Annotated in this window: 14 protein-coding genes; 1 reads left to right on the forward strand and 13 read right to left on the reverse strand. The window is 60.3% G+C overall.

Annotated features, from left to right (window positions below):
- The 9 genes from YH64_RS03705 to YH64_RS03745 form a co-directional block, all read right to left on the reverse strand.
- Complete coding sequence (locus tag YH64_RS03705) at nucleotides 1–948, reverse strand: NAD-dependent epimerase/dehydratase family protein (protein WP_046802973.1); 948 nt, start codon at nucleotides 946–948, stop codon at nucleotides 1–3.
- Nucleotides 945–2207: a glycosyltransferase family 4 protein gene (locus YH64_RS03710; protein ID WP_052945928.1), complete on the reverse strand. Its 1263-nt coding sequence runs from the start codon at nucleotides 2205–2207 to the stop codon at nucleotides 945–947. Before YH64_RS03710 ends, YH64_RS03705 begins: the two co-directional genes overlap by 4 nt.
- Before the next feature lie 6 nt (nucleotides 2208–2213).
- Nucleotides 2214–3224: a glycosyltransferase family 2 protein gene (locus YH64_RS03715; RefSeq protein WP_046802974.1), complete on the reverse strand. Its 1011-nt coding sequence runs from the start codon at nucleotides 3222–3224 to the stop codon at nucleotides 2214–2216.
- 13 nt (nucleotides 3225–3237) lie between these two features.
- On the reverse strand, nucleotides 3238–3783 hold the full coding sequence (gene rfbC / locus YH64_RS03720) for a dTDP-4-dehydrorhamnose 3,5-epimerase (protein ID WP_046802975.1): 546 nt from the start codon (nucleotides 3781–3783) through the stop codon (nucleotides 3238–3240).
- Nucleotides 3783–4664, reverse strand: a complete 882-nt coding sequence (rfbA, locus tag YH64_RS03725) for a glucose-1-phosphate thymidylyltransferase RfbA (RefSeq protein ID WP_046802976.1) — start codon at nucleotides 4662–4664, stop codon at nucleotides 3783–3785. The genes rfbC and rfbA overlap by 1 nt, the downstream gene beginning before the upstream one ends.
- A complete protein-coding gene (gene rfbD / locus YH64_RS03730) occupies nucleotides 4661–5557 on the reverse strand; it encodes a dTDP-4-dehydrorhamnose reductase (RefSeq protein WP_046802977.1) in 897 nt (298 codons plus the stop codon). Before rfbD ends, rfbA begins: the two co-directional genes overlap by 4 nt.
- A 7-nt stretch (nucleotides 5558–5564) precedes the next feature.
- Entirely contained in the window at nucleotides 5565–6488 is a 924-nt protein-coding gene (locus YH64_RS03735) for a glycosyltransferase family 2 protein (RefSeq protein WP_046802978.1), read from the reverse strand.
- Between the two features lie 139 nt (nucleotides 6489–6627).
- The gene (gene rfbB, locus YH64_RS03740) at nucleotides 6628–7689 is read right to left on the reverse strand and encodes a dTDP-glucose 4,6-dehydratase (RefSeq protein WP_046802979.1); all 1062 of its coding nucleotides are present in this window, start codon (nucleotides 7687–7689) and stop codon (nucleotides 6628–6630) included.
- 178 nt (nucleotides 7690–7867) lie between these two features.
- Complete coding sequence (locus YH64_RS03745) at nucleotides 7868–8428, reverse strand: cob(I)yrinic acid a,c-diamide adenosyltransferase (RefSeq protein ID WP_046802980.1); 561 nt, start codon at nucleotides 8426–8428, stop codon at nucleotides 7868–7870.
- Between the two features lie 208 nt (nucleotides 8429–8636).
- Between YH64_RS03745 and YH64_RS03750 the strand changes: the two genes are divergently transcribed.
- Nucleotides 8637–8942, forward strand: a complete 306-nt coding sequence (locus YH64_RS03750; protein WP_006216414.1) for a copper-binding protein — start codon at nucleotides 8637–8639, stop codon at nucleotides 8940–8942.
- A gap of 229 nt (nucleotides 8943–9171) precedes the next feature.
- On the opposite strand, the gene hslU is transcribed toward YH64_RS03750, so the two are convergent.
- From hslU to YH64_RS03770, 4 genes are all read right to left on the reverse strand, one after another.
- Nucleotides 9172–10506, reverse strand: a complete 1335-nt coding sequence (hslU, locus tag YH64_RS03755; protein WP_046802982.1) for an ATP-dependent protease ATPase subunit HslU — start codon at nucleotides 10504–10506, stop codon at nucleotides 9172–9174.
- 79 nt (nucleotides 10507–10585) lie between these two features.
- Nucleotides 10586–11125: an ATP-dependent protease subunit HslV gene (gene hslV / locus YH64_RS03760; RefSeq protein WP_006216412.1), complete on the reverse strand. Its 540-nt coding sequence runs from the start codon at nucleotides 11123–11125 to the stop codon at nucleotides 10586–10588.
- Between the two features lie 132 nt (nucleotides 11126–11257).
- Complete coding sequence (gene dksA, locus YH64_RS03765) at nucleotides 11258–11722, reverse strand: RNA polymerase-binding protein DksA (protein WP_006216410.1); 465 nt, start codon at nucleotides 11720–11722, stop codon at nucleotides 11258–11260.
- Nucleotides 11723–11848: 126 nt separating this feature from the next.
- Entirely contained in the window at nucleotides 11849–12976 is a 1128-nt protein-coding gene (locus YH64_RS03770) for a GTP-binding protein (protein WP_046802983.1), read from the reverse strand.
- Nucleotides 12977–13137 lie beyond the last annotated feature (161 nt).

The raw sequence follows: 13137 nt of genomic DNA on the forward strand, positions 1-13137 counted from the left end.
TCAGAGTCCCACGCTGTCTTCTTGCGCCAGCAGCCACTGCCAGGTCCGGTGGATACCGGTTTCGAACGGGACTTTGGGCGACCATCCCAGCTCTTCTTGCGCCAAGCGCGTATCCAGGATGCTCTTGGGAATGTCGACGCTGCGGCTTGGCGACACTTTGACAGTGAGCGACTTTCCCGACTCGGCTTCAATGGCGTGAATGATCTGCAGCAGGCTGCGGCCTTCTCCGCTGCCGATATTGAATACCCGCGAAGGGCCTTCGTGCTTGGCCGACAAGCGTAAAGCTTCGACGACGTCATCCACATAGATGTAGTCGCGCACGCTGGTGCCATCCCCCCAAAGGTGGATGGGCTGGCCGGCAATGCACTGGCGCATGAACGCGGCCACAACGCCTTGGTTCTTGAGCGCGATCTGGTACGGACCAAATGGATTGGCCACACGCAGCACGCGGTATTCCAGGCCGTGCAAATACTCGAACAACCCCAGGTACTTCTCGATGGATAACTTGGAAATGCCGTAGGCCGTAATTGGGGAAGTCGGCGCCGTTTCGGGCGTCGGCACGACCTGGGGAACGCCGTAGATGGTGCCGCCAGACGACACAAAGACGACGCGCTTGACGCCTTCTTCGCGGCACGCTTCCAACAGACGCAATGTGCTGGCGACGTTGGCTTGCAGGTCCGCCAGCTTATCGATATTTGCGCTGGCTGGCGTGGTGGCGTTCACGAGATGGAAGACGGTGTCGCGGCCCGAAATCGCTGCGGCAATGCTGGTGGGGTCGGCGAAGTCTCCGGGCATCCATTCGACGCCATGCAACGCGCCAGGAAAGGATTGGCGGCGACCAAAGGCGCGCAAGGACGCCACTTGTGGCGCCAGGGCGCGGCACAGATTGGTGCCGAGAAAACCCCCAGCGCCCAGCACCACGCAATGCATGTTCTGTAGAGAGCTCATGGTGTTCCCGTGGGTTGCTGAGACAGGGGCGACGCGAGGCCTGCATCGGCGTCAAGGGAGCGTAGCGCCGCACCCAGTTTGCGGCCTTCTACCTCCCAATCAGTTCCCTGTGCCGTCGCCATACCCGCTTGGCGCAGCTTTTCCGCTTCAGCCGGATGCGTGAGCAGGTGGCAGATGGCGTTGGCCAAGGCGGGTAGCGTCGGGGCCTCAAGTCTTGAGTTTTCATCTGTCAACAACCACTCTGTATAAGGAGCTCGGTTGCTCACCACGGGCACGCCGCAAGCCATTAGTTCCAATGGCAACAACGACAGATTGGAGAACGATAGGACCAGTGCCACGTCGCACTGGCTGTATAGCTCGGGCAACTGATTCAGGTCCATGATGCCGTGGTCGGTGTGATCGAAAGGGATCACAAAATTGGACAGGTCAGCTCCAGCAAAGGCGACCGTCGTTCCAGGCAAGCGGCGCGCCACTTCGTCCAGCACCAGCATGCCAAGCTCAAAAGAGCGGCGCGGCGTGTTGGGGCGCGCATAGAAGAATACTCGGCGCTTCTCAGGATCCTTGCGCGGCAACGGGCGGTAGAGCTCACGGTCGTACGAGAAGCTTAGAGCATGGGTGGCCATGCCGTATTCGCGGCTCAGCATGTCCGCCAGCCAGTTGCCCGCCGTGATGCCGACAAACCCGAAGCGGTATGTTTCCTCTGCGAAGCTCGCAGCTGAGCCACTGGCGTAGAACCACGGTTCAAAGTCCTGAACGAAATAGCACTTGTGGATCGTCGAGCGGAAGTTGCGCACGTCGTAAGCGGTCTGCCAGGCCGTGGCGATGGTGATGTGTGCGGGAGGCGCGTTTTTACTGCCGACGTAGGCGCGTGCCTTGAGCGGGAAGAACCACGAACGGATCTCGCTTTCCACGGTCTCGCCGGTCAGGCCAGGAAAGTCGCCAGAGACGACAATGCGGCACTCAAAGCCCTGTTGCTCAAGGAAACGGACGAAGCGAAAGATGTTCAGGTGGCCGCCTGACCCACGGCCGACCGGCGGGATAAACCAGTTGACCGTCTGTGCCTTCACACCTTGCGAGCCTATGGGTTCGCCGATCTGCTGCTCACGAACAAAGCCGTAGCCGCTGACGATGTCCGCTTTGGCGAACATCGGCTGCTTCAGCAGCACCTGTTTGACGAGCCGCAGCAGGGCGACCGGGCCGTTGTCCCGACCGTAACGGATCGCGGTGCGGGCGCGGCGCGCAAGGGTATGGATATTCATCGTTCTCTACTTTTTCTTTGAGGTGGGCAGGCCTCGCAGCATGCGGCGATCACGGGACATCCAGTGGCGTAGTCGAGTCGGCAGGCGTTCAGCGCGTGACCCCAGATAATGCCCAGCCGATCGCATTAAATTGTGCACCGGCGTATTCAACGTCAAGCCGAAGTGGGAGCGCCACATTCCGGTCGCACGCGCGTACCGCCAGTCATTACGCGTTTGTGCCAACCACGACAACACCATGTGCTTGAGGCTTGGGGTCAGTACATATCCAAACAGCCGGAACAGCGCGTACGACTCGTCGAAGCTGCGTTGCAGTTTTTCTATGTTCTCGAAATCATGCGAGTGATAGACCACGCCATCGTGCGCATAGGCTTTCTTCCAGCCTGCCTTGAGCACCTCTTCCGCCCAGATTTGGTCTTCGGCGAAGTCCACGTCTGGGTAGGGCAGCTTTTCCCAGACGCTGCGACGGACCAGCGCATTGTTGTCTGAAAAGAAATGCAGGCGTTGACGCAGGCCGGCGTCGTTGTCATACAGCGCGCGATCCTGGATCCAGACCACAGGTTCGACAGTGAAATTGATGAAGTGCCGTTCCAGGTCGCGCTTGGTGTACGGACTGGCGTCGGGGTAAGCCAGGTGCCTGCCGAATACGCCCGCGATCTGAGGATCGGCTTCCGCCGCCGCAACCATTGCGGCCAGCCAATTCTCATCGGCGGGCAACGCATCGTGCGTGATCAGCACCGCAAACTCGCCTCGGGTGAGCGACACGCCCAGATTGCGCGTTTTGCCATGGCCGAATTCCGTGGGCGCTATTTCATGAAGGCGCACACGGGCATCGGGAAAGCCCTTCACAAATTCGACGGTGCCATCCTTCGAACCAGAGTCGATCACCAGCACTTCAAACGGAAATTCCGTTTTCTGCGCGGATACCATGGGCAAAACGCGGCGAAAGATCTCGCCGGGGTTTTTGGTCGGGATGATTACCGCGGCTTTTACGGTATCCGCCGAATTCAGTGCGTCCATTCGGTCTCAGCGCTTATGGGTACACGTGCGATTCTGACAACGGCTTGCCTTGGCTGTCTTTGGCAGACAACTTGGGCTCGTCCTGAATCCGCCAATCGATCGCCAGCGCGGGATCGTTCCAGATGATGCAACGTTCGTGTTCGGGCGCGTAGTAGTCCGTCGTCTTATACAGAAATTCGGCCGTGTCACTAAGCACGACGAAACCGTGTCCGAAGCCGGGTGGGACCCACAGTTGGTGCTTGTTCTCGGCGCTGAGTTCCGCTCCGACCCATTTACCGAAGGTCGGCGAAGATTTGCGCAAATCCACCGCAACGTCGAATACCGTGCCTTGTGTAACGCGGACCAACTTGCCCTGCGCCTGCTGGATCTGATAGTGGATACCGCGTAGCACGCCGCGCACCGACTTGGAATGGTTGTCCTGGACGAACTGGACCTCATGCCCGATGGCCTGCGTGAAAACCTTGCTATTGAAGCTTTCGAAGAAAAAGCCCCGATCGTCGCCGAAGATCTTCGGCTCGAACAGCACGACCTCGGGAATGGCTTGCGGCGTGGCTTTCATCAATACACCTTCTCAGTCAAAAGACGTTGCAGGTACTTCCCGTAATTGTTCTTGGCCAGCGGCGCGGCCAGCGCCTGGAGCTGCTCGCCGGTAATCCACTGCTGGCGGTAGGCGATCTCTTCGGGACAAGCGACTTTCAGACCTTGGCGGTTTTCAAGCGTGGAGATGAACTGGCTGGCTTCGAGCAGAGACTCGTGCGTTCCTGTGTCCAGCCAAGCGTAGCCTCGGCCCATGATTTCGACGGACAAACTGCCTTGCTGGAGGTACGCGCGATTGACGTCGGTGATTTCAAGCTCGCCACGAGGCGACGGCTTGATCTGCTTGGCGATGTCCACCACTTGCTGATCGTAGAAGTACAGGCCCGTCACGGCGTAATTGGATTTCGGCGAAGTCGGCTTTTCTTCAAGCGAGAGCACTTTGCCGTCGGCATCAAATTCTGCCACGCCATAACGTTCGGGGTCGTGCACGTGATAGGCAAATACGCTGGCGCCGGTGGTACGCTGGTTGGCGTTGCTCAGCAGGCTGGCGAAGTCGTGTCCGTAATAGATGTTGTCGCCCAGCACAAGCGCTGACGGCGAGTTGCCGAGGAACGATTCCCCGATGATGAATGCCTGCGCCAAGCCATCCGGCGAGGGCTGCACAGCATATTGCAGATTCAACCCCCACTGTTCGCCAGTGCCCAGCAATTGCTGGAACCGCGGCGTGTCTTGCGGCGTGGAGATAATTAGAATGTCTTGTATACCGGCCAGCATAAGCGTGCTGAGCGGGTAATAAATCATTGGCTTGTCGAAAACCGGCAGCAGTTGTTTGCTGATCGCCAACGTGGCCGGGTGCAGCCGGGTGCCGGAGCCTCCGGCGAGAATGATGCCTTTGCGTTTCATGCGGAATGCTCCAGTTTAGTAAGTTGGTCCACGGTGCGGTTCACGTGGACGGTCCAATCGGGGAATTGCACCAACAACGCGCGGCTGAGCGCGGACGTATCGAGGCGCGAGTTCTTGGGACGCGGTGCCGGTAACGGATAGGCGTCCGTGGGAATGGGTGCGATGCGTTCCACTGCCGCTTTCAACGCGACACCATTGGCGGCAGCGCGAGCCACAATGTGGCTGGCCAAGCCATGCCACGTGGTGTGGCCGGCGGCGGTCAGGTGATAGATGCCGCTCTTGCACAATCCCTGCCGATGGCCGGCAATGGCCAACGCCGTGACGTCGGCGATCAGTTCGGCGGAAGTGGGGGCGCCGTGCTGATCGGCGACTATGTTCAGCGCGTCGCGCTCCTTGGCCAGGCGCAGAATCGTTTTCACGAAATTGCCGCCATGCGCGGAGAACACCCAGCTGGTTCGGAATACCAGGAATCGGCAGCCGCTGGCTTCAATCGCCTCTTCTCCTTGGCGCTTGGTGGCACCGTAAACGCTCAACGGATTCGTGGTGTCCGCAGGCTGATAGGGCGACTCTTTGGAGCCATCGAAAACGTAGTCCGTCGAATAGTGGACTAGCAGCGCATCCCGCTCTTTCGCATACGCGGCGATGACGGCTACGGATTCCCCATTCACGGCGCGGGCGGCCTCCTGATTGGTTTCCGCCTTGTCGACGGCCGTATAAGCCGCCGCATTCACGATCACATCAGGCGAATGAGATTCCAACACCGAGCGCAATGTCGCGGGCTTTTCTAAGTCGGCCGTGCTGCGATCCACCGCGACCAGCGTGCCCAGCGGTAGCAAGGTGCGCTGCAACTCAGTGCCGACTTGTCCGTTTTTTCCAAGAAGAAGGATTTTCATACTTGCCTTATATTCGATTGAATATCGCTGCCACCAGCAGACCGATATTGCCCAAGCCCGTCTGCCGATATATTCCGCTGCGCAGTATTCCGAACACCCGAGGTATCAGGCTGCGTTGCCGCGCTGTAGTGAATCGATTAAACAGGGAACGATTGTCCGGCGGCAAGCGTGCAAGGAGGGGCTGGATCGCAATAACGTGCTGATCAATCCATGCTTTCAGATGGCCCTGGAACAATTTCCCGATGCGTACCAGGCGTGCACCGACACCGGCATTGGCGCCGATCAGATTTTCTGCGTGCTGCCGGTATAGCAAAGATGGCGTCGGATCGTAAAATACTTTGCCGCCACAGGCGCTAACCACGATATATACCCACCAGTCATGGGCCACCACCTGTACATTGGCACCTGCGGCTTTCAATAGATCGCGGGCCGCGTCGTTGAAAACCATCGTATTACCTCCGGCGACGTTTTGCACCATGGCGTTGGCAAACGATGGCGGGCGCTTGAAAAGCGGCGAATATCCGAGCTTTTCGCCGTTGTCGTCAACGAGTTCCGTTCGGGTGCAATACAAGGCCGGAACGTCTGCGGGCACGGTGTTCAGCCATCGAACCGCGCGCTCCACCTTGTCTGCGTGCCAGATATCGTCCTGATCGGACATCGCGTAGTAGTCTGCCGAAATCTCCTCTCGGCAGACGAGCGACATGAAATTGGCGGCAAAGCCTTTGCGCGGCCCGGGAAACACCGCCAAGCGGTCCGCGCCCCAGGCTTCCCGGTGCGCTGCCAACACGTCGTGCGTGTTGTCCGTCGACCCGTCATCCGAAACCCAGACTTTCCACGCCGTATGCGATTGCTCGCGAAACGAGGCGAGTTGCTCGGCTAGGTAGGTCCCACCGTTGTACGTGCAGAGCAGAATGGCGACGCTTTGGCTCATCGTGCCATCCACGAAAGAACTAGGTTACGAGAGAAGCCAATCGTTCGGCGTACTGCGATGTAGTACTGGCGTTGCATTGAAATAGCGCTTTTGATCGGAATGGGCCGCGCTCCAAACGGAGCGCGAACCGCTCACGCATTCAGGCGTCGTACTGGGTGTTAACCCAATCTCGATACGCGCCACTAGTAATGTTAGCGACCCATTCCTGATTCTCCAGATACCACTGCACCGTCTTGCGGATACCGGTTTCAAAGGTTTCAGCAGGCTTCCACCCCAACTCGCGCTCCAAGCGCGATGCATCGATGGCGTAACGCTGATCGTGCCCGGGGCGATCTTTCACGAACGTTATCTGGTTCTTATACGGCTGCCCATCCGCCCGGGGGCTGAGTTCGTCAAGCAACGCGCAAAGCGTGTGGACCACATCCAAGTTGGCCTTTTCGTTCCAACCGCCAACGTTGTACGTTTCGCCCAATTGGCCATCGGCGAGCACGCGTCGAATCGCGGAACAATGGTCCTTCACGTACAGCCAGTCTCGAATCTGCTGCCCGTCGCCGTAGATCGGCAGGGGCTTGCCGGCCAGCGCGTTGTGGATCACCAGCGGGATCAGCTTTTCAGGGAAGTGATACGGCCCGTAGTTGTTCGAGCAATTGGTCGTGAGAACCGGCAGGCCATAGGTGTGGTGGTAGGCGCGCACCAAGTGGTCGCTGGCTGCCTTGCTGGCCGAGTACGGGCTGTTGGGCTCGTAGCGATTGGTCTCGCTGAAGGCGGGGTCGTCCTTTTCCAGGGACCCGTAGACTTCATCGGTGGACACGTGCAAAAAGCGGAATGCAGCGCGTTCGTCGTCGGGTAGGGCGTTCCAGTACGCTCGCACGGCTTCCAGCAGGTGAAACGTGCCGACAATGTTGGTCTGGATAAATTCGCCCGGGCCATGGATAGAGCGGTCTACGTGCGACTCGGCCGCGAAGTTCAGGACGGCACGCGGCTTGTGCTCGGCCAGCAGGCGGCTGACGAGATCAAAGTCGCCAATGTCGCCCTGCACGAGCTTATGTGCCGCATTGCCTTTCAGCGACGCCAGGTTTTCGGGGTTGCCCGCGTAGGTGAGCTTGTCCAACGTCACGACGGGTTCGGTGCTTTCCTGGAACCAGTCGAGAACGAAATTGGAGCCGATAAAACCCGCTCCGCCGGTAACAATAATACTCATTCTTATATAGCCCTTAAGCGTTAAGCGTCCACGCGAACCCGCTGATTAACCCGCAATTATGCCGCAAGTGCTTTAGCGAGACCTAATAAATGAAACAAATCTGGGGTGTGAAACAGCGAGGTTACAACGGTAGTGCCCATACAAAGGCTATAACTCGCCTTGCAATTCTTCTCACCAGTTACGTCGCCTTACGCGCTTGAGGACTCGTCCAGAACACGTCCCCTTTTCCTTCCGCCTTATTGATACAGCGTGCCAACACAAACAACAGATCCGACAACCGATTCAAATATTGCCGAACTGGCGGGTTGACCGCTTCCACTCCCGCCAACGCCACTACCGCCCGTTCCGCCCTACGGCACACCGTCCGCGCAACATGCGCCTGTGCTGCCGCTCGCGTGCCGCCTGGCAAGATGAATTCCCGCAGCGGGGTCAGGGTGCCGTTGTAGTGCGCCAGGCGCTCGTCCAGTCGCGCGACCTGTTCGTCCTTCACCGCCGTGTGTCCCGGGATGCAGAGCTCGGCGCCCATGTCGAAAAGGTCGTGCTGGATGGCGAGCAGGTCGGCGGCGATTTCTGCCGGGATGGCTTCGCCCAACAATACACTGATGACGCTGTTCAATTCATCTACGTCGCCCAATGCGGCGATGCGCGGCGCGTCTTTGGGGGCGCGCGATCCGTCCCCCAGTCCGGTGGTGCCGTCGTCGCCGGTGCGGGTGGCGATGACGGATAAGCGGTTGGCCATGAAGGTTCCTGAATGGGATAAAGAGAAAGTAGGCGTTGCGTGCGGCGGTAAGCGCGCGCCCGGTGGGGCGGGGGCCGGCAATCAACCGTCAGGATTGTTGCGTTCTGCCGCAGGAACTGTTTCTTAACGGCGGTATCCTAGCACTGTGGAAAGTTGGCCGGGCGCTGTGCCGCCGGAGCAGCTTTCGCTGTCAATGGAGGATGCCTGTATGGCTTTTGACCGCAAATATGCAATGCCCATGGCCGTCGCGACCGCGATGGCTGTTGTATCGCTGGCGACGCCGCTGGCGTTCGCTCAGCAGGCCGACGCCAGCGGCGAAGTGCGGCGGGTGGACCCGGCCGCGGGCAAGGTGACGATCAAGCACGACGAAATCAAGGCGTTGGACTTGCCGGCAATGACGCTGGTGTATGACGCGGACCCGGCGCTGCTGGCCAAGATCAAGGCGGGCGACAAGGTGCGCTTCACGGCGACCCGCAAGGATGGCAAATACGTCGTGACGGCGATCACGAACTGAAGTTTGCCCGCTGGGCACTAAGCCAGCTCGGGTATCGACGATCTCGATTCGAAGCCCAAGCCCGGACCCCGAACTCCGAACTCAGGACCCCGAACTCCGGACCTCGCGGCCCGCAGCTCGCAATCCACAGAGCCCAAAGAAAAAGCCGCTTCCGCCATCAGGCGGCAAGCGGCTTTTTTGCTGGCAAGGCCAGGGGCGCGAACGTGTCGCCAACCCCAAAGCCCCCGATTTACAGCACGTAGCGAGCCAGATCCTGGCTGCTGGCGGCTTCGGCCAGTTGCGAGTTGACGTAGGCGGCGTCGATCTTCACGTGCTTGTCCTGGCTGGACGTCGCGTCGAACGACAACTCGTCCAGCAGCTTCTCCATGACCGTGTACAGACGGCGGGCGCCGATGTTCTCGGTGGTTTCGTTGACCTCGTAAGCCAGTTCGGCCAAACGGCGTACGCCTTCATCCGTGAATTCCAGCCGCACGTCTTCCGTCGCCATCAAGGCGGTGTACTGCTTGGTCAGCGACGCGTCCGTGTCGGACAGGATGCGCACGAAGTCTTCGGCGGTCAGCGATTCCAGTTCCACGCGGATCGGGAAACGGCCTTGCAGCTCGGGGATCAGATCCGACGGGCGTGCCAGGTGGAATGCGCCCGACGCGATGAACAGGATGTGGTCGGTGCGGACCATGCCGTAGCGCGTGTTGACGGTGGTGCCTTCAACCAGCGGCAGCAGGTCGCGCTGCACGCCTTGGCGCGACACGTCGGCGCCGCCCGATTCCTGGCGCGCGGCGATCTTGTCGATCTCGTCCAGGAAGACGATGCCGTTCTGCTCAACGTTATTGATGGCCACGGTGCGCAGGTCTTCTTCGTTGACGCGCTTGGCGGCTTCTTCGTCGACGATCAGCTTGAAGGCTTCGCGCACCTTCATCTTCTTCGGCTTTTTCTTGTCGCGGGCCATGCCGGCGAACATGCCGCGCAATTGCTCGGCCATTTCTTCCATGCCGGGGGGCGTCATGACGTCCATTTGCGGCACGGCCTGGGCGACCTCGATCTCGATTTCCAGATCGTCGATCTTGCCTTCGCGCAGGCGCTTTCTGAAGGTCTGGCGGGCGCTGTTGTCTTCACCGCGCTCCGGCTCGCCGGAGGCGCCGCGGGCGGGCGGCACCAGGGCGTCCAGGATGCGGTCTTCGGCGGCGTCCTCGGCTTGCGTGCGCACGCGGCGCATTTCGAGTTCGCGCGTTTGCTTGATCGAGTATTCGGTCAGGTCGCGGATGATGGTGTCGACGTCGCGGCCGACATAGCCCACTTCCGTGAACTTGGTGGCTTCGATCTTGATGAAGGGCGCGTTGGCCAACTTGGCCAGGCGGCGCGCGATTTCGGTCTTGCCCACGCCGGTGGGGCCGATCATCAGGATGTTCTTGGGGTGGATTTCGTGGCGCAGGGGTTCAGCCACCTGCTGGCGGCGCCAGCGGTTGCGCAGGGCGACGGCCACCGCGCGCTTGGCGCGGTTCTGGCCGACGATGTATTTGTCGAGTTCGGAGACGATCTCTCCGGGCGTCATGTTGGATGCGGACATGAGGGCGAATCCTTGAAGCTTGAGCGGGCTGGGGAAGCGGCCACGGCGCGGGGAACACCCCAAGCGCCGTATGGCGGCGTCAGTCGCCCAGCGTTTCGATGACGTGGTTCTGGTTGGTGTAGATGCAGAGGTCGCCGGCGATTTCCAGCGATTGCTTGACGACGGCTTCGGGCGACAGCTCGGTGTTGCGCAGCAAGGCCAGCGCGGCCGATTGCGCGTAGGCGCCGCCCGATCCGATGGCCGCCAGGCCGTGCTCGGGTTCAAGCACGTCGCCGTTACCGGTCAGCACCAGCGTGTGCTCGGTGTCGGCCACGATCAGCATGGCTTCAAGACGGCGCAGGACGCGGTCCGTGCGCCAGTCGCGGGTCAGCTCGACGGCGGCGCGCATCAGGTTGCCCTGATGCTTTTCCAGCTTGGCCTCGAAGCGTTCCTGAAGCGTGAATGCGTCGGCGGTGGCGCCGGCAAAGCCAGCGAGGATTTTGTCGTGATACAGGCGGCGGATCTTGCGGGCCGTGCCCTTGACGACGATGTTGCCCAGGGTGACCTGGCCATCGCCGCCCAGTGCGACGCGGTTGCCGCGGCGCACGCACACGATGGTGGTGGCGTGAAATTGTTCCATGCGTTCCTTCCTTTGAAAGGACTAGCTGGGGGCGGTTCCAAGGAAATCAAGCGCTGTGCGCGACGGCCAATAAAAAAGGCCATGCTGGAAACCAGCATAGCCTTTCAGGGCATGGCGTGAAAACGGGACGGATCAGTCGCCGTACAGCTTTTGGCGCATCTCGCGGCGTTCCTGCGCTTCCAGCGACAGGGTGGCCGTGGGGCGGGCCAACAGGCGCGGGACGCCGATCGGTTCGCCGGTTTCTTCACACCAGCCGTATTCGCCGCTGTCGATGCGGGCGATGGACTGTTGCACCTTTTTCAGCAGCTTGCGCTCGCGATCGCGGGTGCGCAGCTCAAGTGCGTGTTCTTCCTCGATGGTGGCGCGGTCGGCGGGGTCGGGCACGAACTGCGTTTCGCGCAGGTGCTCAGTGGTCTCGCCGGCGTTGGCCAGGATGTCCTGTTCGAGTTGTTTGAGCCGTTCCTTGAAGAAAGCCAACTGGCGTTCGTTCATATAGTCGGACTCGGGCATGGCCAGCAATTCCTTCTCGCTGGGCAGATCAATCGCCGTATCGCTCGTCGACTTGCTTGATTTTTTAGTTGCTGCCTTGGTAGCCATGAAAACACTCCACTATGAATCGATCCTGGCGCGGGCGTCCTTTCCCGGTTGGTGCTGCTTGCTGACTACGTTACTCGTACCTCACAGTACTGCCTTCGTCGCATCGCGTCACGTCGGGAAGGGGGATTACCCCGCCAGGCACTGCTCCAAGCCCCGGGTGAAAATCTCCTGGGGCAGCTTACGTCCAATGAATACCATCTTGGTGGACGGTTTTTCGGCCGCGGTCCACGGCTTGCCGGGTTCGGCGCCCATCATCATGTGCACACCCTGGAACAACATGCGGCGGTTGATGCCCTTCATGTACAGGATGCCCTTGTAGCGCATCAGGTCGGGGCCATAGACCTGCACCACGCCACCCAGGAATTCCTCAAGGCGCGCGGGATCGAACGGCTTGTTGGAACGGAAAACAAACGCGCCGATTTCGTCGTCGTGCTTGGGGTGGTGATGGTGGGCGTGATCGCAATGTGCCCCGCAGTCGCCTTCGTGATCGTGGTCATGGTCGTGACCATGGCCATGATCGTGCCCGTGGTCATGCCCATGGTCGTGGGCGTGGCTGTGGGCGGCGTCGGGGTGCTCATCGGCCAGGAATTCCGGGTCGATGTCCAGAATGGAATTCAGGTTGAAGCCGCTGATGTCAATGATCGACTTCAGGTCGACTTCGCCAAAATTGACCGGCGTGATCGGCGCGCGCGGGTTCATGTGAACCAGGCGGTGGCGCAGCGCTTCGTAGTCGACTTCGTTGACCAGGTCGCGCTTGGAGATCAGGATGCGGTCGGCGAAACCGACTTGCTTCTGGGCTTCGGGTTGCTCGTCCAGCGTGGACATGCCGTGCTTGGCGTCCACCACGGTTACCACCGCATCCAGGCGGTAGTACTCGGCGATGTCGTCGTCCATGAAGAACGTCTGGCACACGGGGCCGGGGTTGGCCATGCCGGTGGTTTCCAGGATGACGCGTTCGAATGTCAGTTCGCCGGCTTCGCGCTTGACGCGCAGCTCGGACAGGGTGCGCATCAGGTCGCCACGCACCGTGCAGCAGACGCAGCCGTTGGACAGTTCGATGATTTCTTCATCGCTGTCTTGCACGAGCAGGTCGTTGTCGATGCTTTCCGGTCCGAATTCGTTTTCGATGACCGCTACGCGGCGGCCGTGAAATTCGGTCAGGATGCGTTTGAGCAGGGTGGTCTTGCCCGCACCGAGAAAGCCGGTGAGGATGGTGACGGGAACCATTTTGTCCAAACTGCGCGGGGTGTTCATGGCGAAGCTGCTAGCGTGAAGTCAAGGCTGAAGTCTAGGCATTCAACACAGGCCCTGACAGGGTGTTTTGCCCCGTGCAGGATGGTGTTTGCCACAGGCTGCGTGGGCCGCCAACAGCGGCCGGACGCAGGATTACAGCACAGTCGGGGGCAGGGGGCAAA

Source organism: Achromobacter sp. LC458, assembly GCF_001005835.2.
Taxonomy (GTDB): Bacteria; Pseudomonadota; Gammaproteobacteria; order Burkholderiales; family Burkholderiaceae_B; genus Achromobacter; species Achromobacter spanius_B.